Here is a 25,012-nt window from a genome sequence, read left to right as displayed (position 1 = left end):
TTTTTAGCACAAAAGATATGTCAGATATTAATTCAAATATTCCAGAAGGCGAATTAACCAGCAAATGGACAAAATATAAGTCTTCTGTGCCTTTGGTAAACCCATCGAACAAAAGAACTATTGAAGTAATTATTGTGGGTTCGGGTTTAGCAGGTGCTTCGGCAGCCGCTACTTTGGCCGAAATGGGTTACAAAGTAAAATGTTTCTGTTTTCAGGATTCACCACGTAGGGCACACTCAATCGCTGCTCAGGGTGGTATTAATGCCGCTAAAAACTATCAGAATGATGGTGACAGCGTTTACCGTTTATTTTACGATACCATTAAAGGTGGTGATTATAGGGCACGCGAAGCTAACGTACACCGTTTGGCAGAAGTTAGTGCAAATATTATAGATCAGTGTGTGGCTCAGGGTGTTCCTTTGGCGCGCGAATATGGTGGCTTGTTAGATAACCGTTCATTCGGTGGTACACAGGTACAACGTACTTTTTATGCTGCAGGTCAAACCGGTCAGCAGTTATTATTAGGTGCATATTCTGCTTTAGAACGCCAGATTGGTATGGGTAAAGTAGAAATGTATACCCGCCACGAAATGCTTGAGGTGGTAAAAATTGATGGTAAAGCGCGTGGTATTATTGCCCGTAACTTAATTACAGGAGAAATTGAGCGTCACTTCGGTCATGCAGTGGTTTTAGGAACAGGTGGTTACGGAAACGTATTCTATCTTTCTACCAACGCCATGGGCAGTAATGTTACAGCGGCCTGGAAAGCACACAAACAAGGCGCTTATTTTGCAAATCCTTGTTATACGCAGATCCACCCAACCTGTATCCCGGTTTCCGGCGATCACCAGTCAAAATTAACCCTGATGTCGGAGTCGTTACGTAACGATGGACGTATCTGGGTGCCAAAAAAGAAAGATGATAACCGTAAGGCTTCAGAAATTCCTGAAGATGAAAGAGATTATTATTTAGAGCGTCGTTACCCTGCTTTCGGTAACCTTGTTCCTCGTGATGTGGCTTCGCGTGCTGCTAAAGAACGTTGCGATGCCGGTTATGGTGTAGGTGCTTCTAAACTTGCTGTGTACTTAGATTTTAAAGCCAATACCGAGCGTTACGGAAGAATAGAAGCTGCTAAAGCTGGTAACCATAATCCTGATAAAGAAACCTGCATGCGTTTAGGTACTGCAGTGATTAAGGAAAAATATGGTAACCTGTTCGATATGTATGCGCAGATTACGGGTGAGAATCCTTACGAAACGCCAATGCGTATCTATCCGGCGGTTCACTATACCATGGGCGGACTTTGGGTTGATTATAACTTAATGACATCTGTACCTGGTTTATACTGTACAGGTGAGGCTAACTTCTCCGATCACGGTGCTAACCGTTTAGGAGCATCTGCTTTAATGCAGGGTTTGGCTGATGGTTATTTCGTGCTTCCTTACACTATTGGTGCTTATTTATCAAAAGAGATTTCGGTAAAAGCAATTCCAACAGATCACCCTGCATTTGTGGAGGCTGAACAAAGAGCTGTTGGTATTTTAAATACTTTAATCAATATCAAGGGAACCAAATCGGTAGATCATTTCCATAAACGTTTAGGTCACATTATGTGGGAGAAATGTGGTATGGCCCGTAACGAACAAGGTTTAAAAGAAGCGATTGAAGAAATCAGGGCATTACGTGCCGAATTCTGGAGCGATGTTCGTGTACCCGGTACTGCTGATGAATTAAACACTGAGTTAGAAAAAGCTGGTCGCGTGGCCGATTTTATCGAACTGGGTGAATTAATGTGTATCGATGCTTTAAACCGTAACGAAAGCTGCGGCGGTCACTTCCGTGAAGAGTATCAGACAGAAGAAGGTGAAGCTTTGCGTGACGATGTAAATTATGCATACGTAGCTGCCTGGGAATTTAAAGAAGGTGTAAACTTCGAACTTCACAAAGAAGAACTGAAGTTTGAAAATATTAAAGTAGCACAAAGAAGTTATAAATAGTGATGCGCATAGCGCTGAGCGTTAAGCGGTTTTTCGCTAAACGCCAAACGCAAACCGCTTACCTAAAACCTCAATATCATGAGTACAGGAAATATGAACTTAACGCTAAAAGTTTGGCGTCAAAAAAATAACAAAACCAAAGGTGCTTTGGTTGATTATAAATTGGCCGATATTTCACCGGATATGTCTTTTTTGGAGATGTTCGATGTATTAAACGAACAATTAATCAATAAAGGTGAGGAGCCTGTTGTATTCGATCACGATTGCCGCGAAGGTATCTGCGGAATGTGTTCGATGTTTATCAACGGCCGTCCGCATGGACCAAAAGACCTGGTTACTACCTGCCAGTTGCACATGCGTTCTTTCAAAGATGGTGATACCATTGTGGTTGAGCCATGGAGAGCGGCTGCGTTTCCGGTAGTAAAAGATTTAACGGTTGATCGTTCTGCATTTGACAGGGTGATTGCTGCTGGTGGTTTTATTTCAGTAAACACCGGTAATGCCCAGGATGCAAACAACCTTCCAATCCCTAAAATGCAGGCAGATGCAGCTTTCGAAGCTGCAGCATGTATCGGTTGTGGTGCCTGTGTGGCAACCTGTAAAAATGCATCGGCAATGTTGTTCGTATCGGCTAAGATTTCTCAGTTGGCATTATTACCTCAAGGTCAGCCAGAGCGTTACCGCCGTGTACAAAGCATGGTTGCGCAAATGGATGCTGAAGGTTTTGGTAACTGTACCAATACCGGAGCTTGTGAAGCAGAATGCCCTAAAGGAATTTCTTTAGAAAACATTGCACGCATGAACCGCGATTTCGCTTCTGCCAAATTCATTTCAGAAGAAACCGTTTAAGATATACTGTGCATTCCGATTTATCGGAATTCTTGAGCCTCAAACCTGGTTTGGGGCTTTTTTTGTGCCTGTTTATTATCAGTGTATGATTAGTTAATGCTATTTACGGACTTCGTCAAATTGGGCCGCTCAAGATGACGTATCGTGGAAAACATAGCTTAATTCAACACCTCTGTCAATAACATTGATTTTTATCATTTAACTTAAATTAATCTTTTTCCTGAATTTTGCCTTGCCCATTTCCTCTTCACAATCAGTATTTTAATTTAAAATATAGATTTTGAAAACATACGAAACAATTATTGTTTCGATCGAAAGTGTTATAGTAAAATATGCGACGAAATAAAAGTTTGCGAAAGTTGCAATAATCTTATGTCTGCATATTAATAATTTACGTAAATAGAAATTTTATTCTGTAATATTTGCATATACATTAAAATTTTTCTAAATTTATTGCTCCGAGACAGGAGAGAAAACATAAAACCCCGGCAATTTTTGCTGGGGTTTTGTGTTTTTAAACGAATTGATTGATTGGTTTCAGGCCATGGTAAAATTAACTGCAATGTTGTATTTAACCCGAACGGCTATTCCTTTATTCTGTGCAGGGTTCCATTTTGGGGAGTTTCTTAATACCCTTATCGCTTCTGCATCTGTTTCTTTGCTCAGGCTTCTGATTACTCGTACATCTGTTAAAGTACCGTCTTTTTCTACGATGAAGGAAGCAAATACTTTACCCTGGGTTTTGTTCTTCTTTGCAGCAGCCGGATATTTCATTTCCTTTGCCAGGTAATCATAAAATTTCGAAATGCCCCCAGGATAGAGAGGTTGTTTTTGCACCGATACAAAGTCATAAACTTTGTTCGGGTTATTCTGTGCCCGTGCCAAATTAAAGAACATGGCGATGCCCGTTAGGGCTAAAAAGATTAGCTTTCTCATTGTTTTTTGTTTAAAGGTTTAACTATTTAGTTTTTCTTTGGCGATGCCTTAGCTTTTTTGGTGGCAATGATAATTACGCCATTTTTGCCTTTTTCGCCATATTCAGAAACGGCTGATGCATCTTTAAGTACTGTTACACTTTCGATATTATTATTATCGATGTTTTCTATTCCTGAAGCCTCTTCGCCATCAATAATGTATAATGGGGCATCTTTTCCGTTTTTTAACTTAATCCCCTTTTTGGAAACAGAGAAACTGGAGTTAGTACGTGTTATGGATGAACTTTGCGGGCGGACACTAAAACCGGCAACTTTCCCCTTTAAAGGTGCATTATAGCTCTGTTTCGGAACCGTTATAGAACTTTGCTTAACCAAAGGATTATTTTTTGTTCTAACCTCTATTACTCCCGCAAAACCATCAGGGCCATATTTGGCTATGGCTGAACTATCTTTTAAAACGGTAAGTGATTCGATATTATCCTGGTTGATCTCAGATAAAGTTGATGCCCCTCGTATATATTGTTTATTCCCATCAATTACCACTAAAGGTTCAGCACCAGCAACAGGTATTCCCCTGAGCGTAATTTTGGCGGTTTTAGTACTGTCTGCTTTTTGGGCAAAACCAACTAAACTAATGCCCATCATCATGGTAAAGGTTAGGAAATTTTTCATATTGGTTAGAATTTTCGTTTATAATCTAAAATGCTTGTGGCTTTATCAATCGAAAGCTCCTTTGCATCGGGATTCCTGAAAATATTATTTTTGTTTTTGCTTGTGATAATAATTGCACCGGCCCTGGCCCTTGGTCCGTATAGGCTCATGGCCGTTTGATCTTTTAAAACAGAAATAGATTCAATGTTATTTGCATTAAAATTGCTTAACTGAACGCTTTCGGGCAATTTAACTCCATCTAAAATAATAAGTGCATCCATATTTACACCTTCTTTAAACTTAACGCGGTTTGCCGGTATGTTGGTTAATTTAACTTCCTTAGCCGGAACAACATCATCATTAAGGGTAAAATTAACGTTGATGTTGTATTTCACTCTTACCGGAGTGCCATTTGATATCCCTGGATACCATTTTGGAGATTCTTTTAAAACCCTTATAGCCTCTTCATCTGTTCCGCTGCCTAAACCACGGGTAATCTGTATGTCGGTTAACGAGCCATCTTTTTCAACTATAAAACTCAAAAATACTTTTCCCTGCACATTATTCTCCTGTGCCAGTTTAGGGTATTTTATGTTTGACCCAAGGTATTTGTAAAATTTCTTGATTCCACCCGGAAATTCTGGTTGTTTTTCGATGGAAACGAAGTCATAGATTTTTTTGTCTCCGTCATCTGTTAATGTATTGATGTTATTTTCAGTTTCTGTAGGTTTTGCCAGGTAAGAAACAATATTGATCTTATTCAGGCTTACATAACCCGGTGATGAGGGTAAATGATTGTTTTTAAATTTTTCGGAAGATTCTGGTATGCTGAAGCTAACATTTAATGCGTATTTGCCATCTGCAATATTTTTAAATCCTTTGTAGGCTAAAATGGTTTTAGTAACTTCTTCTTCGCAACCTGCACCCAATTCGAAACCGGAAGTGAGGTTTGTTACTCTTCCATCTTTTAAATTAAATTTCACCAAGGTATTTCCCTGAACTTCACTGCTGTTTGCTTCGGCCGGGTACTTGATGTTTCTGGACAAGAACTGATAAAATCCTTTCCAGTTGGCATCTGTCTTTCCATCTACCGAAACTTTTGATTCCAATTTAACTTCCGTAGGTTTTTCAGTAACAATGGCTTGTACCATTTCAATGGGTTTTTCCAATGGGATCTGATCGGAGATGGAGATTAATTTTTCATTTTTACGCACTGTTGCTGATGAAAATACTATCAGAAGTGCGAATAGGGGGATAAAAATTCCATACTTCATAATTGCGGTTTTTTTAGACCGTTCTTTATGAAGCATGAAAATCCTTTTTTTGATCAGCGATTTTTCAAGGAAGCCATTGGTTAAACTATTTGGAGAAATCCCAAACGATTTACTTAATAACAACATCGCATACTCTGCTTTGTCGCCCTGAAATTCGGCCGCCAGTTCGTCGGCCAGGTACTCATGGATATTTTTGATTGTTTTTTTATAGAGGTAAATTACCGGATTTAACCAGGTAATAATGCCAATAATTTCGAAGAAGAGCACATCAACAGTATGCCACTGTTTAACATGCGCTTCTTCGTGTATATCAATCACATCCATTTGTGGCAATTCGCGATCGATTATTTTTTTTCCAAAAAAAGCAAAGGCAGAACCTGCTTTATTTGATCTAATGAGTTTTTTAACCGCTAACAGGTTAAACACCAGCCTACCCAAGAAAAATAAAATACCTGCACAATAAATATATACAAACGCATTGGCCCAGTTAAAACCGGTGTTGCGTGCTGTTACCAATGTAGCCTGTTGTAATACGGCATCCCAGTTAACTGTTGTATAAACCTGTTGTGCCGCTTTCTGTTCCATTAGCCATTCCAGACGAATAAATGGTATACATAACGACAAAACTCCCGCAGATATAAGATAAATGCGGTTTAATGTGAAATAGGTTTCTTTATCTAACAGTAACTTATAAAACGCGTAAAAAACAATAAGGTATAAGTTTACTTGTAATAGGTAGTGTGCAAAACTCATTTTGGCTGATGTTTTATTTTATTGATCATCTTTAAAATTTCATCAACATCGCTCAAATCCAGTTTTTCTTCTTTAACAAAGAATGAGAACATACTCTCTACCGAATTTTCGAAATAGTTGCCCAGCAATTTTTCAGTTGCATGGCGCTTGTATTCTTCGCGGCTTACCAAAGGAAGATACTGATGTGCTTTACCGAAAGCTTCGTGACCAACGAAACCTTTTGTTTCCAAAATCCTGATAATGGTTGATACTGTGTTGTAAGCTGGTTTGGGGAGTGGTAGCTCATCAATAACTTCTTTGACGAATGCTTTTTCCAACTGCCATAAAACCTGCATAATCTGTTCTTCAGCTTTGGTTAAATCTTTAATTTCCATAATAGTTAATAATAATAAGGATAACGGTAAATTTCTTTACCTTAACTAAAGTTAAAACTAATCTGTTAGTTATCCAAATTTTATTTGAAAATTATTTCACAATTTTATCTTCCTGTGTTTTTGCGGTTTATAAGCACTAATATTGGACAGATAAAAACAGGGATTTTATGTTTATTTAGCTGTTGTATAGGTATTTGGAGGTATTTTTAGCCGTGATAGCTAAATCGTGATCAGGTTGTTTTTAATGCCATAAACCACTAAACCTGTGCGTGACTTAATATTTAATTTTGCAAAAAGCGATTCCCTGTAGTTGTCAACAGTGCGCGGACTCACGTTCATCAGGTCGGCAATTTCTTTATAGGTAAGTTCTGTGCTGCAATGTTGCAGAAAGGTAAGTTCTCTTGCAGAAAATACCGGCTTGGCATCAGTGTCTTTCAAGGCTACCAGTAGCCTGCCCGAAACGAGCTCGTTTACATAAAAACCTTTATCTACAGTAATCTTAATTGCAGTTAACAGATCGGAAGGAGTAGATTCTTTAAGCATGTAACCGCCGGCGCCGGCTTTAAGCATTCCGATGATGGCTTTTTCTTCCTCCAGCATGCTTAATGCTAATACGTGTACCGCTGGATAATTGGTTTTGACCCATTTAGTAGCAGCAAAACCATCCATTACCGGCATATTGATATCCATAAGTACCAGCTGTACCTCAGGATGGCGACTGATCTTGCTCTGAAGATCGATGCCATTAGTGGCTTCGAAAGAGATTTCGATTTCATCAAACTCTTCCAGCAGGCTCGCCAATCCGGAGCGGAAAAGCGTGTGGTCATCAACAATTGCTATGGCTAAACTTTGGTTCTGCATAAATTAAGGGTAAGGAATTTCAATTGCAATGGATGTGCCTTTGCCCGGCTCCGAATTTAAGGCTAATTTTCCATTGATCATCTCAATTCTTTTATAAATGGAATTAAGGCCCATTCCCGATTTTTTAGCTTTTACCTCTTCAGTATTAAATCCTATACCATTTTCGGAAACTTTTAAGTATAACGCATTGTTTTCAAGGTACGAATCTATCTCAATATGTGTTGCATGGGCGTGTTTGATGATATTATTGATGATTTCCTGAAGTAAGCGAAGAATAATCAAATCTTTATCGGGTGATACTATTTCAGATTCCAAAAGTTTATTGTTGGTTTGCAGTTCATAAGTACCGGCTTTGCCAAGCCAGTTAATTTCCTGGTCGATAGCATGCCCGATACCATTTTCTACCAGTTGCTCGCCATGTAAAAGTTTAGCCAGTTCCCTTAATTCCTTGATTGATTTATTAACCAGCGAAAGGGAATTTTCGATCTTCTTTTTTGCTTTCGCGGCATCATTTAAATTTACCGAATTTAGGGTAAGGGTAGTGAGGCTAAGTAATTGTCCTACGTTATCGTGCAGTTCGGTAGCAATGCTCTGCATGGTTTGGTCCTGTACCTCAATGCGTGTTTGAAGTATTTCTGATTCGAACCGCTGCCGCATATTCTGCTTTTCGAGAAAATGATTTTTTTTATGCCGGTTGTAGGATCTGATGTATAAAATCAGGAACACTGGCATTAACAAGAATACCAGTGTTGAAATGGCAACTAAGACTGCAATTTTCGTTGTTTCATTCTGCATATAAACGAATATACCCAAAGGCTATATAAAATTAGGTTTAACAATACGTAAATGCAGTATCTTAATGTAGCAATACCAATAATTTTTATGGTAAACATGCCATCAAAGATATTCGACATTGTGCTCCCGAAATAATAAAATAATACCCCTGTTACCCACCAAAATTGCGGATGTATTTTAATGTTAATGAAATTTTCATCTTTTAAGAGTAGATAATAATAATAAAGACAATAAAGGGTGAAAACTATCGACATTACACTGATAGTGAGTGTATTGGATTCGGAAAATGGCTGGGTAACTAAGAAGTAGAAATAGGTAAGGCATACCGTTCCTGAGCCTATAAAAAAAATAGGTTTAGGATTGGTATACTCCTGTAAACAATAATAGAGGCCATATAATATAGTAGAACTCTCAAATATCAGAAAGATGTTAAAAAGCCATAAGTTGTGCTGGTGATGCGAGGCAAGATAAATGGCAAATAATTCTGTGCACAAAGCAATAGCAATGTAGCAGGTTACTATTTTCCAAAAAATATACCTGTCTTTCCAGACCATCACAAGAGCTGCAATTAAACAACTAAGCTCCGCTATAACAATAGGTGAAATAAACCTCATTCTTATAAGCTGGTTCCCTCACACATATCAGGGCATGCAGTACCTCTGTTTTCGATATTTTCCAAATCATCTTTATGGTCCTCTTCACCATTGCCTCCGTTGCCTAAACCTGGTATAGTTGGTACTAACAATAAGGTATTTCTGCCTGCATAAGATTCGGGAACACCTTCGAGGCCTTCATTTAAGTATTGTGCAAAGTAAATCCTTAGCCCGTCATATTTCCCTTCAGTCATTGATTTTGCTATTTCTAAAATCTGCTCTGCCGGGAACCATACTGCTTTGGTGTACGATTTGTCGTATGTAGTTCCTTCTTTGGCGTAGGCCACAACCATTGCTTTTGCAACCTTCGGATCGATAGGTTCTAAGTTTAAATTTTTGCTCATAAAATTTGGGATGTTTGTTTATTAAGGTCTAAAAATCGATAATAATATGTGATCTGGCAAGAAGTATTTATAATTAAAATACCGTAAAAACACCTTTTTATTTAAGGTGTTTTGTGCTAGTCTGCAATTGCGGCATACCACTACTTTTGGTATACAATAACAGATCAGCAATCTGCCGTTGTAGAAAACAAACTTAGTCTACCCTTGATGAACAACTATTTTGGACTTATTTAAAAATGGGTCTATTTGACGAAGCCGAATAATCTGAAATTTAAAAAAATTAATTCTTTCAAAAATGATAAACAATATCCTATTACAGGAAAATCATGGTTCGATCAGCGAAAGGGAGGTAGAGATTGTGCACCTATTATCAATGGGTTACAACAGCAAGGAAATTGGTGAAATGCTTTTCATCAGCGAACACACCGTAAATACCCACCGCAGAAATATGGTGCGAAAGCTCGACCTGAAAAACTCCTACCAGTTAATTGTGTGGGCGTTTAAAGAAAGAATATTATCCTTTTAAGGATTAAAAATATGTTATAACCTCTCAGTCTAACAGCAAAGCCTGCTATTTGATTTCTAAAGTCAAATCAGCAGGCTTTTGTATTTATGGCACTTTATGGCCTCGCGGGTTGCGGGGCAAGCAATTCTTTTCTCGGGATTTGTGCTTCACGTTGCGAAGTATTGTAAACAAACGAAGCAATAATGGTTGCTGCCTGTTTCAAATCATCTTCAACAAGTCTGTCGTAGGTATCCATATTACTATGGTGAGTACGGGTATTATAATCTGCAGGATCCTGGATAAACTGGAAACCCGGTATACCTACAGCATCAAAAGCCTGATGATCGGTACCACCGGTATTGTTGATGGTAACGGTTGTTGCACCAAGATCGTTAAACGGCGTTAGCCAGCTCTGAAAAATAGGACCGGCCGCTGCATTTCCCTGTAAATAAACACCACGGATTTTCCCTGTTCCATTATCGAGGTTATAATAAGCCGATATTTTTTTCTGATCGGGTGTTAGTATCATGGTTTTAGGATCGCCGAAATGTTTTGCTACATAACCTCTTGAACCAAACAGGCCTTGCTCTTCCGAGCTCCATAATGCAATACGGATGGTACGTTTTGGTTTAAAATCTATTGCTTTTAAAATGCGCATGGCTTCCATCATCACGGTAGAGCCGGCGGCATTATCTGTTGCGCCGGTAGCAGCATGCCACGAATCGAAGTGACCGCCGATCATTACCACTTCATCTTTTAGTTTTTTATCGGTTCCGGGTATTTCGGCAATTACGTTATAGCCCTGTGGATCCTGATCGTAAAACGAAGTTTTGATATCGGCTTCTACCTCTACCTGCTTGCCTGCACGTAATAAGCGTAATATATGTAGGAAATCTTCTGCTGCTACTTCCAGTTCCGGTGAAACAGGTTTGGCATCCAGTGCATACGATGCACCGTTGCTGGTAAAAAATGTTCCCTGTCCACCGCGGGCATACGTTAAAATCAAACCAACTTTTTCTTCTACCAGCATGGTATTCATGGCTGCACGGATTTCACGCATTTTCATCATCTGCGCCATTCTATCAGCCATCGGCCCGCCTGCAGGGCGTTGCCTTGCTCCGGCTGCCTGCGGTTTTGCTGCAGCCATTTGCGCAAGGGTTGTATCTGCATAACGTGAAAAATCGGCTTTGATACCACTTGTAAGCGGTGTGCCCTGATCCATCATGATGATTTTTCCGGCCAATTTGCCCTTATATTTTGCTAAATCTGCAACACTATCGGCTTTGATTAAGATGACCTCAGATTTTATCGGCCCGTTTGTGCCGGGTGTCCAGGCTTTTGGCGAGGCAATAATGGCATGATAATAAGGAAGAGTGGTAGCTGCATAGTATTTATCAATCTGCCAGCCTTTACCGAAAGTTCCCCAGGCTTCGAGGTGGGCATTTTTCAATCCCCAGTCGGTAAGTTGTTTTACAGCCCATTCCTGTGCTTTTTTTAAGCCGGGCGAATTTGATAAACGCGGTCCGCTAACATCCGTCAGGTTAAAAGCAATGTCCATTGCCTTCGAATGTTCCAAACCTTCTTTTCTTATTTTTTGTACTACAGCTGCATCAGGGGTATCTTGTGCAAAAGCTGAAAGGCACAGGCTAAAAGCCAATGCGGTTGTGGTAAATCTTTTGATCATTCGGAATAATTTGTTAGGTGATTTTAGTCTAAAATACGCTTTAAACCCCTTCAAATTAATTTCTAATGATATTTTTACACGATTATCCTATTTTATGCTTTTTTTGGTTACAATAAAATAGCCGATAATGAAAAGAATGGCCGCATAGATTAAGCTTGTCCATATTTCCTGTGTAAAAACCGGAATATCTAAAGGATTGCCCGATTTTTTAACTTTAGTGATTCTTAAAGCTAGCGATGGTAGTGAATATGGTATGAGATAAGCATATTTCCAGCCTACATTAGCACCTATAATGCCCATAATCGTGCCAACAAAACCAATGCCCATAGGTTTAAGAAAATCGCCCCATAGTAAGCTCAAAATAAACTGGATGGATAAAATCCCTAATGATGACAGGAAAAGTTTAGCGTATGAATTGATGAGGATATCCAGCGGATTGTATTGATTAAAATTATATTCAGGAACCAAAAGCTGCAATAAATGGGCAAAAGCAAAGGTTAAAGTAGCAAAAAGGAATAAGCAAAGGAATATTAAAAATACAGCATAAAGGTATTTGGCCGCATAAATGGCAAACTTATTTAAAGGCTGTGCAAAAAGCATTTTCCAGGTATCATTCTTATGTTCGATATTATTGACTGAAAAAGCCATAAATATTACATAGAAAGGCATAATTAACAAACCCATTACGCCCAGAGCAGCGCCGCTATACTTGCCCCATAGCATTAAAGGTGGATTATGTGCTGCGATGATTTCTGTCCGTCCGTTGTAAAATCCAAAGGTGATAAGGCCACAAATGATCACTGGCAACAAAATCGCCGCCCAAAAAGCCAGTGTTTTCCGCGATTTATAATATTCTGATATTAAAGATATATAGAGCGTACGCATGTTAGTTTGTTTTGGTAATATCCAGGAATAAATTTTCGAGGTCTTTTCTTTGTTGATAAAGGCTGCTTACTGTAAATCCGTTCTGAACGAGCAGTGTATTTAATTCGCCGCTTTTTTGAGCTGAAGTAAATGGGACAGTAATTTTTTTGTCGGTTTGGGTAACGATTTCGTACCCGGCCTTTGCGATAAAAGCACTTGCATTTCCGATCTTATTCACTTCAATTTCGAGCATGGGTTTGCTCAACTGATGAAGTTCATCAATAGTACCCTGAAATAACAGCTGGCCTTTGTTGATGATGCCCACATGAGTGGCAGTTCTTTCTATTTCTGCCAGTAAGTGGCTCGATACGAGTATGGTTTTTTGGTGTTTGGTGGCCAATTCAATCATCAGGTTACGCACCTCAATAATGCCATTTGGATCCAACCCATTGGTAGGTTCATCCAAAAGCAGCAATTCGGGATCAGAGATTAGTGCCTGTGCAATGCCCAAACGTTGTTTCATCCCTAAAGAGTACTTACTGGCTTTTTTATTTGCCGCATCGGTTAAACCTACAAGAGCTAACATTTCGGCGGCTTTGGTTTTTTTAATACCGAGGAGGATACAGCGGTTAATCAGGTTTTCTTTGCCTGTTAAATGTCCGTAAATAGCAGGTTGTTCTACCAAAGCACCTACACGCTTTAAAATGGCAATGCGGTTGCTGTTTATTTCTTTGCCGAATATAAAAACCTGATCTGAGGGTGATTTCAGCAGGTTAAGCAAAATTTTTATAGTGGTTGTTTTTCCGGCTCCATTTGGCCCCAAAAAGCCATAAATGCTGCCTTTTGGTACCTGTAACGATAAATCTTTTACAATGGTTTGATTACCAAAGTTAAAGTTTAAACCTACGGTTTCGATTGCGTAATTTCCCATTGCTATTATTTAAAAATAGCAGTGGCCTGTGTTACGATGGTGTTGGAGGTTTTTGCAGGTTTAACTACTATTTCTGCATCATTCTGACTGGTGCTTACGGTAAGTGTTAAAATAATCATCATAAATACTGGTAATAATAGAAGTAAAAATGGTGATGTGTTTCCTAACTTTTTCATGATGTTTTGTTTTATTTGAGAGGCTGCGAAAATACCATCAGCCATTACTGTTTGATTTTTTAAGTTGATTGCTGATGTAGTTTTCATATTGTTTTCGTTTTGATGATTCAAAGAAACACAGGAAAAACTTCCTGCTAAAATCTATTATACCAAGTGTTCAAGATTCTAGATCAACAGACATTTTTGGCGTTGGTCGATAAAAATTGCCCATTGGGCCGTTGGTAGAAAAAAAATGCCCGTTGGTAGATTGTGTAAGTAAATCGATAAAACTTTATTTATTTTGTGGCTTTGAACAATATGCGTTAATTAAACGTGTATAGGTTTTGCCAATTTTTAATAAATTTCAAATGAAACAGAGTAAAGGGCCTTTAATATTACATGCTATATACTGGGTAATGATATCTTTTATTATCATACTGGGGTTTTTTCTCAGTCCGGAGCGGGGCAGTGTTAAGCATTATATGATCACTTTGGTAGGGTTTGGGATCATTAATGTTTCTTTGTTCTATATTAATTATCTAATACTTATACCGCAGTTAATAAAAAATAAGAAGAGGTACTTTTTGTATATTCTAACCTTTATCGTGTTATTGGGAGCTGGTGCGCTGATTAAAACCGTTATCGCCGTATTAAATCCAAAAGATTTGTTAGAGTACGTGGAAGCGGGACAGGGGAAAAAAACTTTACAGATAAACTCTTACTTTTTCGTTCAATTGTTTTTATGCGGATTCTTTTTGGTATCGAGTTGTATTATAAAATTTGCCGCCGATTGGTTTTCTAGCGAACGCATTCAGCGTAACCTGGAAAGCGAACGTCGCGAAATGGAACTCCAGTTTTTAAAATCGCAGTTAAACCCGCATTTTCTTTTCAACTCGCTTAATAATATCTACTCACTGGCTTATCAGAAATCGGATAAAACAGCCGATGCGATTATGAAACTTTCTGAAATTATGCGTTATATGATTTATGAAAGCAATACCCCAACGGTAGCTTTAAGCAAAGAGGTAGATTATTTAACCAATTATATTGAGCTGCAGAAAATCAGGTTTAAAGATGGTGCATATATTGAGCTTACTTTAAACGGGGAAATAGACAATCAGAAAATTGTTCCGTTGATGTTGATTTCATTTGTCGAAAATGCGTTTAAACATGGTGTGGTAAACGATCCGGCCGAACCGGTTAAGATCAATATCATTGCCAACCAGAAAATTCTGCATTTTAGTGTAATCAATAAAAAGAACCAGCAGAATAAAGATGCGCAGGGAGGCGTAGGTTTAACCAATGTAGAACGTAGGTTACAATTGGTTTATCCCGACAGATATAAATTAAATGTTGTAAATTCGGCTACCCATTACACCTGCGAACTGATGATTGATATATAACCGGACAACCATACCGGATATAATAAAATCGCGAATTAAATAGATTAACCAAAATGAACTTAAACTGTATTGTTGTTGATGATGAGCCTTTAGCGCTTGATATTTTACAGGATTATATATCAAAAGTACCTTTTTTAACCATGGTGAAAAGGTGCGAAAACCCGATAGAAGCTTTGCAGATTGTACAGGGTGGAGGGATTGATCTTGTATTTTTGGATATCCAGATGCCTGAATTAACAGGAATCCAGTTTTTAAAGATCGCAGGTAATAAATGCCATTATATTTTAACCACTGCCTACCCGCAATATGCTTTGGAAAGTTACGATCTGAATGTATCTGATTACCTGCTAAAGCCAATTGCCTTTGATCGTTTTTATAAAGCGGTAGAAAAAGTGCACAACCAGGTAAAACCGGTTGAAGCGCCTGCCAGCGTTGCGCAGCCGATTGTTACGCCTGCTCCATTTTCGGCACCACCAAACCCGGTACAGGATTATATTTTCGTAAAAACAGAACACAAGATCCAAAAAATCTATCTTCACGATATTTTATTCATCGAAGGTTTAAAAGATTACATCTCCATTTTTACCAAAGATGAACGTGTAATTACCTTGCAGAGCATGAAAAAAATGGAAGAGGCATTGCCACAAAGCCAGTTTATCAGGGTACACAAATCTTATATAGTTGCGGTTGATAAAATTGAAAGCATCGAGCGTAGCCGCATTACCATTAATCAGAAAATTATTCCTGTAGGCGATACCTACCGAGATGAATTTTTCAGGGTGATTGGGAATAAGAACATCTAAGGAATGATGTATGATGGGAAATGTAAGATGGATGATGGGCGGCTGGCGCTAAGCGTATAGCGTTTCACCTCGATTAACCGATTTAAACAATTAACCAGTTAACACTTCTTTACAGCGTAGCTGGCTGCTCCATTGGCTGGCCTAAAACTTTCCTGATTTCGTTTTCTACTTCGAGGGTAATTTCGTTAGCTGTTTTTACTCCGGGCTCTATCGGTTTTAAAACTGTCCATTTTAAGGCATTGCCCGTAGTTAATGGAAACATGCCAAAGCGCACAATTTTCCACGAATTTTCTATTGCTACCGGAACTACCAGTGCATCGGGTACTACCTTTAAAATGGTAGCAATGCCGCCAAACTGAAAGGTTTTTAGCTGTCCGTCTTTTGCACGTGTGCCTTCGGGGAAAATCACTGTGCTCCAGTTGTTTTCTTTCATTCTGCGGCCAAGTTTAATGATTTCTGAAATGGCCTGTTTGTTATCTTTTCTGTTAATGTTTGCTCCGCCACCTAAACGCAGGTTAATGGATATAGAAGGAATGCCTTTGGTAAGTTCGATCTTTGAGATAAATTTTGCACTGTGTTTTTTCAAAAACCAGATCAGCGAAGGGATATCGTACATACTCTGATGGTTGGCCGCAAAAATAATCGGTCGGTCGGTCGGCAGATTGTACTCATTTTTAAAGTTGATGGAATTGAACAGGAAAACCTGGCAATAGGTAAGGAAAAAGTTAAGGATATCAACCGAAACTTTATGTGCTTTATAGCCGAAAAATTTAAAACATATCCATTGTATGGGGTGGAAAATGCAAAGCGTTAATCCAAAGAAAATATAAAAAATTGGGCTTAAAATATATCCGAAAAGCTTGCTCATCTGCTTGATTAAATAGATGGCAAAGATAATAATAAATTATTCTGGTTCTTTGAAGATGTATTTTTCTTCGTAGTTGATATCAAAGTCTTTTAAAAGGCCTGCATATTCTCCTAAAAAGGTTTTCTTTTTGTGGTGCTGTTCCTGATTTTTGATATATCTGATCACATTTTCTACATGTCCCTTCGAGTAAGAAAATGCCCCATAACCTTCCTGCCATGCAAATTTACTCTTGCAAAAACCTTGGTTGTTAACCCATTTCGAGCTTTCCGTTTTTACATTTTGGATCAAACTGGAAATAGATTGATGTGGGCGCATTCCGATGAGAATATGAATATGGTCGGGCATACAGTTGATCTGGATCATTTTATGGGTATTTGCCTGAAATATTCCTGTAATATATTTTAAGAGCTGCTCTTTCCAATGGGGTTGAATTAATGAAGCGCGGAATTTAACAGCAAATGCAAATTGAATATGCAATTGGGTATAGGTATTTGGCATAGCGTTAATGGATTAAATATTTAACGTTCTACCGGGGATTTGTCTCTCCAAAGACAACAAGCAGGTTAATTTGGGATAGGTTTCAATTGCTTCTGGCAATTGATTACTCAAATTAAGAAATATTTCCGGAATTCCATAACATATTGAATGTACTAAACGTTCCTAGGGAACGAAAAAATGCTTTTCGTATTTTTTTTACCGATGAATTGTCCCTACGGGACAGCAAATAGCATTATTATCGGAGGTAAAGCAATGCGGCTTTCGATTATAATAACCAGATTGATTAATATAGTTAGAGCTTTAATATATTCTATGAGACACAAAATGGATTTGCTTGAGGTAAAAAGAAGCAATATGGTTTTTGATTTTAATAACCAGATTGATTTATACAGTTAGGGCTTTAATAGATTCTACAGGACAAAAAATAGATTTATTGGCCGTAAAAAGACGCAATGTGCTTTTCAATTTTAATAACTAGGTTGATTTATACAGTTAGATCTTTAATAGGTTCTACGGGACAGAAAATAGATTTACTGGATGTAAAGGAAGCAAAATGGTTTTCGATTTTAATAACCAGGTTGATTTATACAGTTAGGGCTTTAATATGTCCCATCGGGACATATCCTGGGTAGAAAAAATATGAAATATTTTTGATGTTCCGTAGGAACATTTGGTGATTGCGTGTCGTTACAATTCGCTATTCAGTATCATTAGCCTGGCTTTAAGAATGGCTGCCACGCTCATCGAATCGGTAATTTGTCCGTTTAATACCATGTTATACGCTTCCTCAAAAGGCAATTTTTTAACTACCAGTTCTTCCGTTTCTTCGGGCATGGCAATGCCTTCAATTAAACCGGTAGCTACATAAATAATGCTTAGTTCATCGCTCACAGAATTGGAAAGGTGCATTCTTTGAATTTCTTTCCAGTTTTTGGCGCTCATTCCGGTTTCCTCCAATAATTCTCTCCGAGCGCTTTCCAGAGGTACTTCATTTAACGGACCGCCGCCTTCGGGGATTTCCCAGCTATAGGCATTTAACGCATAACGGTACTGACCAACGAGCCAGGTATTGTAATTTTCGTCTAAAGGGAGGATGCCGATGGCCAGGTTTTTAAAATGGACGGTACCATAAATACCCTTTCCACCTGACGGGTTAATCACCTGGTGTTCGGTTAAACGGATCCAGTTGTTATCATATTTTATTTCACTCTCCAGCGTTTTCCAGGGGTTGATGTCTTCCATGCTGCAAGATAAACAATCTGATTTTATATGAGAAGGGGGTAGGGGGCTAATAAAGATATCCAATAAAAAAGGTGCTTGATTTTTGACAAGCACCTTAATTAAAATTAGAATGATCCTTCATCAGGACGGTTATCCTGCTGATCGTCTTTTTTCTTTTTACTGGTGCCGGTAAAGGTCGTTTTTCCGAAGCGGTAAGAGAAGGTTAAACTTCCCATTGTGCCCTGCATCTGACGCTGGAAATCAACTATCGTGAAGTTGTCTTCCGTTGTCATGCTCCATCTTCTGGTGTTGAAAACGTCTCTCACATTAAAGCTTAACGAAGCTTTTTTGTTAGGGAAATCATATTTGGCGCCGCCATCAATGCCATACATTGCATTACGTTTACCCTGTGCCATTACTTCTGGTGCCCTGTAATCGCCGCGTACCTGCAATGATAAATTTTTAACTACGGTTAAGTTTCCGGTTAAATTGGCATTCCAGCTAAAACCACTGCTCGATGGGATATTAAATCGGTCATCGCCTGCAAATTTTGCCTGGTATAAGTTTACGTTGGTGGTAAAGTTTAAAGCTTTGATCAGATCGAAACGACCGATTAATTCCACACCACTATTAATCTGGTTGGATAAGTTTTGAGGTGTTGAAGTAATGATGCCGTTAACCGGAGTGCTTCTTACCCTTTGGATTACATCGTTGGTTTGGCGGAAATATAAACTTGATGTAAAGGTTACTTTTTTCCAGTATTTGCTATATCCCAATTCGAAAGAGTGTACATCCTCCGGTAATAAATTCGGGTTACCACCTCTGTAATTTAACGGATCTGAAACATCCAGAAACGGGTTGGTATCCCATGGGCGTGGACGGTTTACCCGACGAGTATAGCTTAACTGAAGCTGGTTATCGCCTTTTAATTTCTGCGTTAAGAAAACACTTGGATATATTCTTTTATAGTGGATATTTCCTTCCGCAGTAGTTAATACATTACCGGTATAACCTTCTAAATGCGTATCCAAACGGGCATCTTCGGCCCTTAAACCCAATTGATAGCCGAAATCCTTAATCTGGTTCTGATAATTGAAATAAAGCGCATGTACCTGGTCTTTACTATCAAAACCATTAATCAGTTTATTGTTGCTGATGTAAATGTTGGTATTGGTAGGAATCGAATCGGCATATTGATCATTCTTACCCAAACGGATCTGGCTGCGGTAACCTACTTCAATTTTACCTGCTTTACCTACCGGAAGTGCATAATCGGTTTGAATATTGTAGTTTGTATTATTTCCGGTGTTAAATACGCGCTGTAAACTTAGAGTTTCATTAATTGGCGTACCATTACGGTTGGTTGTGGTAGTACTGTAAGCCTGATCATTGTTATTTGTACCGTACGAATAACCAAAATTAAAAGTTAATTCTTCTTTTGGTTTTTTAAACTTTTGTACATAATCCAGGTTGGCATCATAACTATTTCCATAACCATCGGTGGTATTGGTTCTGTTGCTCAATAACACAGGTGCGTGGTTTGTGTTTAACTGTTTGATATCAAGTAAATCGTTGCGGTCGTTATCCCTCGAGTTGAAACCACCTGATAAGCTGATTACACTTTTTGGAGCGATATAATAATCGATACCGGCTTTTGCGTTATGGCCTTTATCTAAAGAATTTGAAACAGTGGTCTGATCGGCAAAAGCTGTTGAGCCGGCTGGTGTTTTATAAGTAATGTCCTGAAAACCACCACCCCTACGGTTACCGTAGCGATAGCTATAATTGCCATAAATGTTTACCTTACTGTTTTGGAAACTTAAATTGGTATTGGCGTTGTAGTTGTCGCGGTTACCCGCAGTTACTGCAGCCGAACCATTAAAACCAAGTTTGGTATTTTTCTTTAATACAATGTTAATGATCCCTGACTGGCCTTCGGCATCGTATTTTGCTGATGGATTGGTAATCACCTCAACACTTTCGATTGAGCTGGCAGGAATAGATTGAAGAATCTGCGCCACATTACCACCGGCAATTAATGATGGCTTACCATCAATTAACACTTTTACACCGGTTGATCCGCGAAGGCTCACGTTACCATCCATATCAGTAGAAACTGAAGGAACATTTTGTAATAAATCGCCTGCAGAACCACCTTCACTGATTACGCTTTGATCTACAGCAAAAATCTTTTTATCGATTCCCATTTGCATACCCTGTTTTTGCCCTGTTACGGTAATTTCGCTCAGTACATTTCCTTTGGCTGCGTTCATTTTAATGTCGCCAAAATTTAATGTGCCTGTAGAAGCCGTAATTGTTACATTATCCCTAACCATGGTTTGGTAACCTACAAAACTGATTTTAAAGGTAAATGTTCCTGTAGGAAGGTCGGCCATTACAAATGCACCATTCACATCTGTCTGAACTATTTTGGCATTTTTTGCTGTTGCCTTATTAATTAATACTGCCGTGGCAAAAGGAATGGTTTCCTGTGTTTTGGCATCTTTAAGTACTCCGGTAATTTTTGCTTTTCCGCCTGTTTGTGCGAAAAGGCTAAATGATAAGGTGAGAAGAAGGAGGGTAATCTGTATTGTTCTGTATTGAAAAAGTCTCATTAAAAAATAAAATTTGTGTGTTTTTATAAAGGGAGACAAAGTAACGGCAACTAAGTTTAATAAATGGGCCGTAACTATTTTATTACAGCCATTTTAGCGTAATATTTTTGTGGGTTAACCTCCAGTTTACAGTTCGCAATTACCGGTTTTCAGTTTAGCGAAAAACAATGGTTCAATTATTACAATCTAACAATCTGCAAAATGTTACTTTTGTTTATGATGAAAAAGATACTAATTGTTGATGATCTGCACCCTGCTTTTAAGGAACAGGCCATTGCCATGGGTTACCAGGTTGATGATGAACCATTAATTACGCGACAACAAACTTTAGATAAAATAAAAGATTATACCGGTATTGCCGTAAGGACGAAATTTAGGATCGATGCTGAAATTTTTGCAGCTGCGCCAAATTTAAAATTTGTGGCCAGGGCAGGGGCGGGTTTGGATAATATTGATGATAAAATCGCTTTTGAAAGAAATATCGAGCTGATTAATGCCCCCGAAGGGAATTGTGATGCCGTTGGAGAACACGCTACGGGTTTACTTTTATCTTTAATGAATAATTTCCGCAAGGCGGATACCGAAATCAGAAATGGTATATGGGACCGTGAAGGTAACCGTGGTTACGAACTGAAAGGGAAAAAAGTAGGTATTATCGGTTATGGTTTTATGGGACAGAGTTTTGCCAAAAAGCTTGCCGGTTTCGAAGTAGATGTAATGGCTTACGATAAATATAAAACTGGCTTTAGCGATGCATTTGCCCGTGAGGTAAGCATGGAAGAGATTGTAAAACACAGCGATGTGCTCAGTTTACATATTCCTTTAACTGCCGAGACCAAACAGATGGTGGATGACGAATATTTCTTCCATTTTAAAAAGCCTATTTTCTTTATCAATACCGCCAGGGGAGAAATTGTAAATACTACTGCCGTACTAAATGCCATAAAAACGGGTAAGATTTTAGGTGCAGGACTTGATGTTTTACAAACCGAAAAATTCCCGGCATTGAGCGAACAGCCCTGGTATAATGAACTAAAACAGAATGATCAGGTGATTTTAACCCCGCATGTTGGTGGCTGGACGTTTGATTCGTACCGAAAAATTTCTGAGGTTTTGGCTGAGAAACTTCGCGGACTTAATTTTTAACTAGCAAAACCTCGCAGGTTTTTAAAACCTGCGAGGTTTAAGCATCAATAGCTATACGATTCTATCGTTTATAAACGATAAATTATTCAACGCTCGTTAGAAACGAGCGCTAGCTTAAGTAATTTTATTTTCTTAAATTGGCTATACAATCTAACCAATTTTATCATGCCGAAAGATCATTTATATTCTACTACAGTTACCTGGACCGGTAATAAAGGTTCGGGTACGATGGATTACCGTTTGTACGACCGCGATTACATTATTTCAGTAAAAGGAAAAGCCGATATTTCGGGTTCTTCCGATTCTGCCTTTTTGGGTGATAAATCCAAATACAATCCCGAAGACCTTTTATTGGCATCCATTTCAAGCTGCCACATGCTTTGGTACCTGCATTTGTGTTCTAAAAATGAAATCGTAGTAATTGATTATAAGGATGAAGCGGTAGGAACAATGGAAGAGCTTGCTGATGGAAGCGGAAGATTTAGAGAGGTTACCCTACATCCGCAGGTTTTAATCGCAGATAAAGCCCATTACGAACTTGCAGCATCGCTACATCACGAAGCGAATAAAATGTGTTTTATTGCCAATTCATTAAACTTTCCGGTTAAACACGAGCCGGTTCTCAGTTTCAGTTAGTAACCTGAATTCGATTAATATTAATGTGCTTTTTTATTAGTTTTTAGTCTATTTTTCTTAACGCTATCGTCATGCTGTCCCGAATTTTCGGGATCTGCATCTTTCCTGCTAGATAGACCCTGAAATAAATTCAGGGTGACGACTTTGAGATAAAGATATCCGTACGAGACCTTTTAAACCAATATTAATAATCCAACCTGGGTTAATAATTAACAGTTTTCAGTTGACAGTTCGATAAACTGCCAACTGAAAATTGCCAGCTGCAAATTACTTCGCTTCCCAACTATTATCTTTAGGGGTAGCATCCATAAAAATACCATTATCCAAAGAAACCGACTTTACTTTTTTAGCGGTATTAACTGTTAAGTTCAACTCTTTTTGATTTGCTTTCCAAACTGCAGGTGTTTGGTGCATGGTTTCTGTTTTTCCATCAGCATAAGTTATCACCACGTTAAACGGGATGGCAAACCCACCAACATTTTTAACCGTTAAGGTCGATTTTCCTTTTACAGGTGTTACTTTAACAATGGCTAAATCGAGGTAATTGTTGGTGAAAAACCAGTTTTGAAAAAACCAGTTCAGGTTCTGCCCCGCACCCGCATTCATGGAGTTAAAATAATCCCAGGGGATTGGATGTTTACCATTCCAGTTGCTCATGTAAGTATGTAACGCTTTTTTGAAGAGTTCATCTCCAAGCATATCTTTCAATGCTAAATAAGATAATGAAGCCTTTCCATAAGAATTATTTCCATAACCAGCACCCGAAACCTGATCAGACATCGAAATTACAGGCTGATCTTCTTCTGTAGATTTATCATTAATGTATTTATCCACCCTGAAGCTTTTGTAAAACTTATCGGCAGCTTCCTTACCGTGTTCGGCAATACCGATCAGGTATTCGAAAGTGGTAGCCCAGCCTTCGTCCATATAAGCATAACGGGTTTCGTTAATGCCCATATAAAATGGAAAATAAGTGTGTGCAACTTCATGGTCCTGAACCAATTGTGCAAAAACAGGATCTCCGAATTGCGAATCATTTACCATCATAGGGTATTCCATATCGGCAAAGCCCTGAAAAGCAATGGTTTTTACATAAGGATATGGGATGCCCGGCCAGTTATTCGAAAACCAGTCTAGAGCATTTAGATTATATTTAACCGAATTAACAAAATCTTTCCCTGTTGTTGGGTTGTAAGCAGCCTGTGCACTCGATCTTCTGTTGGTTTTTTTATCTACAATTACGCTTGCACCATCCCATACATAATGGTTGCTTAAGGCAAAAGTAACATCGGTAATGTGATTTACGGCAAATTTCCAGGTATTCCATTCTTTTTGCTGGGTTACTTTTCCGTCTTTCATTTCCTGCTCGGTAGCAATGTGGATCACTTCATCACCATTGTATGATTTTTTTAAGCGGGCCGAAATTTCGGGCTGTAAAACCTCATCAGGATTCAGGAAATCGCCTGTGGCATAAACCACATAATTTTTAGGCGCTTTGATCGAGAATTCGTAATCGTTAAAGTCGTTATAAAACTCGGCCCTGTCAGTATGTGGAATGCGGTCCCAGCCATTATAATCATCATAAACTGAAATACGCGGATAACTGTAAGCCACAAAAAATGAATTCGGATCAATCTGCCCTTCGCGGCCACTTTCTTTAGATAAAGGATAATCCCACTCTATTTTAACCGTAATTTTCGATTTTGGTGCTAAAGGTTTTTTCAATTTAACATTCCCAACCGTTCCCCAGTTTTTGCTGTCTACTTTGTAAGTTTCGCCATCTACTGAAAAAGAGATAATATTTAGTCCGGTGCTTAAAAAGTCTTCGCTTACTGCGCCTCCTCTAGGTGAGGTAGGTTTATGCAGGTTGTTTACAAAACGGATAGCAAGCGTTTTTAAGGTATCGTTGCTGTTGTTACTGTATAAAATTTCTTCTTTACCGCTTACCACCTTGGTTTCGGCATCTACCTTGATATCCAAGTTGTATTTACCATGGTTCTGCCAGTAATTAGGGCCTGGTTTTCCGCTCATTGAGCGCGTACCCTTAGTGTATGCTGCTTTAATGTTCCGTGGCATATAAAGTTCTTGTGCCGAGGCCATATATCCACCCAAACCGATAAGCAGGGCAATAGAAAATAACTTTTTCATTTTTTTACGAATAATTTAGGCTAAATTAAAATTAATGATTGAATTTTGA

Annotated in this window: 23 protein-coding genes; 7 read left to right on the top strand and 16 right to left on the bottom strand. The window is 38.6% G+C overall.

Annotated features, from left to right (window positions below):
• Positions 1–17 precede the first annotated feature (17 nt).
• A complete protein-coding gene (locus tag DRW42_RS11810) occupies positions 18–1,997 on the top strand; it encodes a fumarate reductase/succinate dehydrogenase flavoprotein subunit (protein ID WP_113949029.1) in 1,980 nt (659 codons plus the stop codon).
• A gap of 78 nt (positions 1,998–2,075) precedes the next feature.
• Positions 2,076–2,846: a succinate dehydrogenase/fumarate reductase iron-sulfur subunit gene (locus DRW42_RS11805; RefSeq protein WP_109929539.1), complete on the top strand. Its 771-nt coding sequence runs from the start codon at positions 2,076–2,078 to the stop codon at positions 2,844–2,846.
• A gap of 537 nt (positions 2,847–3,383) precedes the next feature.
• Here DRW42_RS11805 and DRW42_RS11800 read toward each other — a convergent pair.
• The 7 genes from DRW42_RS11800 to DRW42_RS11770 form a co-directional block, all read right to left on the bottom strand.
• Positions 3,384–3,782 carry an energy transducer TonB gene (locus DRW42_RS11800; protein ID WP_113949028.1) on the bottom strand — a complete coding sequence of 133 codons (399 nt, stop codon included), beginning with the start codon at positions 3,780–3,782 and terminating at the stop codon, positions 3,384–3,386.
• A 26-nt stretch (positions 3,783–3,808) separates the two neighbouring features.
• A complete protein-coding gene (locus DRW42_RS11795; RefSeq protein ID WP_113949027.1) occupies positions 3,809–4,453 on the bottom strand; it encodes a TonB-dependent receptor plug domain-containing protein in 645 nt (214 codons plus the stop codon).
• 5 nt (positions 4,454–4,458) lie between these two features.
• Positions 4,459–6,291: a M56 family metallopeptidase gene (locus DRW42_RS11790; RefSeq protein ID WP_158544331.1), complete on the bottom strand. Its 1,833-nt coding sequence runs from the start codon at positions 6,289–6,291 to the stop codon at positions 4,459–4,461.
• Between the two features lie 164 nt (positions 6,292–6,455).
• The gene (locus DRW42_RS11785; RefSeq protein WP_113949025.1) at positions 6,456–6,833 is read right to left on the bottom strand and encodes a BlaI/MecI/CopY family transcriptional regulator; all 378 of its coding nucleotides are present in this window, start codon (positions 6,831–6,833) and stop codon (positions 6,456–6,458) included.
• Between the two features lie 219 nt (positions 6,834–7,052).
• A complete protein-coding gene (locus tag DRW42_RS11780) occupies positions 7,053–7,694 on the bottom strand; it encodes a response regulator (RefSeq protein WP_113949024.1) in 642 nt (213 codons plus the stop codon).
• Between the two features lie 3 nt (positions 7,695–7,697).
• Positions 7,698–8,489: a sensor histidine kinase gene (locus DRW42_RS11775; RefSeq protein ID WP_113949023.1), complete on the bottom strand. Its 792-nt coding sequence runs from the start codon at positions 8,487–8,489 to the stop codon at positions 7,698–7,700.
• Between the two features lie 616 nt (positions 8,490–9,105).
• Positions 9,106–9,486, bottom strand: a complete 381-nt coding sequence (locus DRW42_RS11770) for a hypothetical protein (protein ID WP_113949022.1) — start codon at positions 9,484–9,486, stop codon at positions 9,106–9,108.
• A 295-nt stretch (positions 9,487–9,781) separates the two neighbouring features.
• Here DRW42_RS11770 and DRW42_RS11765 point away from each other — a divergent pair, with 295 nt between their 5' ends.
• Positions 9,782–10,012 carry a response regulator transcription factor gene (locus tag DRW42_RS11765; RefSeq protein ID WP_025143302.1) on the top strand — a complete coding sequence of 77 codons (231 nt, stop codon included), beginning with the start codon at positions 9,782–9,784 and terminating at the stop codon, positions 10,010–10,012.
• A 94-nt stretch (positions 10,013–10,106) separates the two neighbouring features.
• On the opposite strand, the gene DRW42_RS11760 is transcribed toward DRW42_RS11765, so the two are convergent.
• The 4 genes from DRW42_RS11760 to DRW42_RS11745 all read right to left on the bottom strand — a co-directional run bounded on the left by DRW42_RS11760 (position 10,107) and on the right by DRW42_RS11745 (position 13,733).
• On the bottom strand, positions 10,107–11,675 hold the full coding sequence (locus tag DRW42_RS11760) for a M28 family metallopeptidase (protein WP_244215252.1): 1,569 nt from the start codon (positions 11,673–11,675) through the stop codon (positions 10,107–10,109).
• A gap of 87 nt (positions 11,676–11,762) precedes the next feature.
• Positions 11,763–12,560, bottom strand: a complete 798-nt coding sequence (locus DRW42_RS11755) for an ABC transporter permease (protein ID WP_113949021.1) — start codon at positions 12,558–12,560, stop codon at positions 11,763–11,765.
• A gap of 1 nt (position 12,561) precedes the next feature.
• Positions 12,562–13,470: an ABC transporter ATP-binding protein gene (locus DRW42_RS11750; protein ID WP_113949020.1), complete on the bottom strand. Its 909-nt coding sequence runs from the start codon at positions 13,468–13,470 to the stop codon at positions 12,562–12,564.
• Positions 13,471–13,475: 5 nt separating this feature from the next.
• Positions 13,476–13,733, bottom strand: a complete 258-nt coding sequence (locus DRW42_RS11745) for a hypothetical protein (RefSeq protein WP_113949019.1) — start codon at positions 13,731–13,733, stop codon at positions 13,476–13,478.
• A 476-nt stretch (positions 13,734–14,209) separates the two neighbouring features.
• Between DRW42_RS11745 and DRW42_RS11740 the strand changes: the two genes are divergently transcribed.
• Together DRW42_RS11740 and DRW42_RS11735 are read left to right on the top strand one after the other, a co-directional pair.
• On the top strand, positions 14,210–15,028 hold the full coding sequence (locus DRW42_RS11740) for a sensor histidine kinase (protein ID WP_244215251.1): 819 nt from the start codon (positions 14,210–14,212) through the stop codon (positions 15,026–15,028).
• A 53-nt stretch (positions 15,029–15,081) separates the two neighbouring features.
• On the top strand, positions 15,082–15,831 hold the full coding sequence (locus tag DRW42_RS11735; protein WP_113949018.1) for a LytR/AlgR family response regulator transcription factor: 750 nt from the start codon (positions 15,082–15,084) through the stop codon (positions 15,829–15,831).
• A 109-nt stretch (positions 15,832–15,940) separates the two neighbouring features.
• Here DRW42_RS11735 and DRW42_RS11730 read toward each other — a convergent pair whose 3' ends face one another.
• From DRW42_RS11730 to DRW42_RS11715, 4 genes are all read right to left on the bottom strand, one after another.
• Positions 15,941–16,699: a lysophospholipid acyltransferase family protein gene (locus tag DRW42_RS11730; protein ID WP_113949017.1), complete on the bottom strand. Its 759-nt coding sequence runs from the start codon at positions 16,697–16,699 to the stop codon at positions 15,941–15,943.
• Between the two features lie 36 nt (positions 16,700–16,735).
• A complete protein-coding gene (gene tnpA, locus DRW42_RS11725; protein ID WP_113949016.1) occupies positions 16,736–17,197 on the bottom strand; it encodes an IS200/IS605 family transposase in 462 nt (153 codons plus the stop codon).
• 687 nt (positions 17,198–17,884) lie between these two features.
• The gene (locus DRW42_RS11720; protein WP_113949015.1) at positions 17,885–18,439 is read right to left on the bottom strand and encodes an NUDIX domain-containing protein; all 555 of its coding nucleotides are present in this window, start codon (positions 18,437–18,439) and stop codon (positions 17,885–17,887) included.
• Positions 18,440–18,543: 104 nt separating this feature from the next.
• Positions 18,544–21,033 carry a TonB-dependent receptor gene (locus DRW42_RS11715; protein ID WP_113949014.1) on the bottom strand — a complete coding sequence of 830 codons (2,490 nt, stop codon included), beginning with the start codon at positions 21,031–21,033 and terminating at the stop codon, positions 18,544–18,546.
• A gap of 219 nt (positions 21,034–21,252) precedes the next feature.
• Between DRW42_RS11715 and DRW42_RS11710 the strand changes: the two genes are divergently transcribed.
• Both DRW42_RS11710 and DRW42_RS11705 read left to right on the top strand, forming a co-directional pair.
• Complete coding sequence (locus DRW42_RS11710; RefSeq protein ID WP_113949013.1) at positions 21,253–22,179, top strand: NAD(P)-dependent oxidoreductase; 927 nt, start codon at positions 21,253–21,255, stop codon at positions 22,177–22,179.
• Positions 22,180–22,344: 165 nt separating this feature from the next.
• Positions 22,345–22,815, top strand: coding sequence for an OsmC family protein (locus DRW42_RS11705; protein WP_113949012.1), 471 nt, complete (start codon positions 22,345–22,347; stop codon positions 22,813–22,815).
• Between the two features lie 267 nt (positions 22,816–23,082).
• Here the strand turns inward: DRW42_RS11705 and DRW42_RS11700 are convergent, their stop codons facing one another.
• Complete coding sequence (locus DRW42_RS11700; RefSeq protein ID WP_113949011.1) at positions 23,083–24,963, bottom strand: M1 family metallopeptidase; 1,881 nt, start codon at positions 24,961–24,963, stop codon at positions 23,083–23,085.
• Positions 24,964–25,012 lie beyond the last annotated feature (49 nt).

The organism is Pedobacter miscanthi (assembly GCF_003315595.1).
Lineage (GTDB): Bacteria > Bacteroidota > Bacteroidia > Sphingobacteriales > Sphingobacteriaceae > Pedobacter > Pedobacter miscanthi.
The sequence above is the reverse complement of the archived record's forward strand: the minus strand, read 5'-3'. Positions and strand labels throughout refer to the sequence as shown.

What these genes read in the sequence shown, in the direction of transcription:
- DRW42_RS11785 (WP_113949025.1), bottom strand. Translation starts at nt 6,833, where the DNA reads ATGGAAATTAAAGATTTAACCAAAGCTGAAGAACAGATTATGCAGGTT.
- DRW42_RS11755 (WP_113949021.1), bottom strand. Translation starts at nt 12,560, where the DNA reads ATGCGTACGCTCTATATATCTTTAATATCAGAATATTATAAATCGCGG.
- DRW42_RS11730 (WP_113949017.1), bottom strand. Translation starts at nt 16,699, where the DNA reads ATGAGCAAGCTTTTCGGATATATTTTAAGCCCAATTTTTTATATTTTC.
- DRW42_RS11765 (WP_025143302.1), top strand. Translation starts at nt 9,782, where the DNA reads ATGATAAACAATATCCTATTACAGGAAAATCATGGTTCGATCAGCGAA.
- DRW42_RS11710 (WP_113949013.1), top strand. Translation starts at nt 21,253, where the DNA reads ATGAAAAAGATACTAATTGTTGATGATCTGCACCCTGCTTTTAAGGAA.
- DRW42_RS11760 (WP_244215252.1), bottom strand. Translation starts at nt 11,675, where the DNA reads ATGATCAAAAGATTTACCACAACCGCATTGGCTTTTAGCCTGTGCCTT.
- DRW42_RS11705 (WP_113949012.1), top strand. Translation starts at nt 22,345, where the DNA reads ATGCCGAAAGATCATTTATATTCTACTACAGTTACCTGGACCGGTAAT.
- DRW42_RS11775 (WP_113949023.1), bottom strand. Translation starts at nt 8,489, where the DNA reads ATGCAGAATGAAACAACGAAAATTGCAGTCTTAGTTGCCATTTCAACA.
- DRW42_RS11700 (WP_113949011.1), bottom strand. Translation starts at nt 24,963, where the DNA reads ATGAAAAAGTTATTTTCTATTGCCCTGCTTATCGGTTTGGGTGGATAT.
- DRW42_RS11805 (WP_109929539.1), top strand. Translation starts at nt 2,076, where the DNA reads ATGAGTACAGGAAATATGAACTTAACGCTAAAAGTTTGGCGTCAAAAA.
- DRW42_RS11715 (WP_113949014.1), bottom strand. Translation starts at nt 21,033, where the DNA reads ATGAGACTTTTTCAATACAGAACAATACAGATTACCCTCCTTCTTCTC.
- DRW42_RS11770 (WP_113949022.1), bottom strand. Translation starts at nt 9,486, where the DNA reads ATGAGCAAAAATTTAAACTTAGAACCTATCGATCCGAAGGTTGCAAAA.
- DRW42_RS11780 (WP_113949024.1), bottom strand. Translation starts at nt 7,694, where the DNA reads ATGCAGAACCAAAGTTTAGCCATAGCAATTGTTGATGACCACACGCTT.
- DRW42_RS11810 (WP_113949029.1), top strand. Translation starts at nt 18, where the DNA reads ATGTCAGATATTAATTCAAATATTCCAGAAGGCGAATTAACCAGCAAA.
- DRW42_RS11790 (WP_158544331.1), bottom strand. Translation starts at nt 6,291, where the DNA reads ATGGAACAGAAAGCGGCACAACAGGTTTATACAACAGTTAACTGGGAT.
- DRW42_RS11720 (WP_113949015.1), bottom strand. Translation starts at nt 18,439, where the DNA reads ATGGAAGACATCAACCCCTGGAAAACGCTGGAGAGTGAAATAAAATAT.
- DRW42_RS11745 (WP_113949019.1), bottom strand. Translation starts at nt 13,733, where the DNA reads ATGAAAACTACATCAGCAATCAACTTAAAAAATCAAACAGTAATGGCT.
- DRW42_RS11735 (WP_113949018.1), top strand. Translation starts at nt 15,082, where the DNA reads ATGAACTTAAACTGTATTGTTGTTGATGATGAGCCTTTAGCGCTTGAT.
- DRW42_RS11795 (WP_113949027.1), bottom strand. Translation starts at nt 4,453, where the DNA reads ATGAAAAATTTCCTAACCTTTACCATGATGATGGGCATTAGTTTAGTT.
- DRW42_RS11800 (WP_113949028.1), bottom strand. Translation starts at nt 3,782, where the DNA reads ATGAGAAAGCTAATCTTTTTAGCCCTAACGGGCATCGCCATGTTCTTT.
- tnpA (WP_113949016.1), bottom strand. Translation starts at nt 17,197, where the DNA reads ATGCCAAATACCTATACCCAATTGCATATTCAATTTGCATTTGCTGTT.
- DRW42_RS11750 (WP_113949020.1), bottom strand. Translation starts at nt 13,470, where the DNA reads ATGGGAAATTACGCAATCGAAACCGTAGGTTTAAACTTTAACTTTGGT.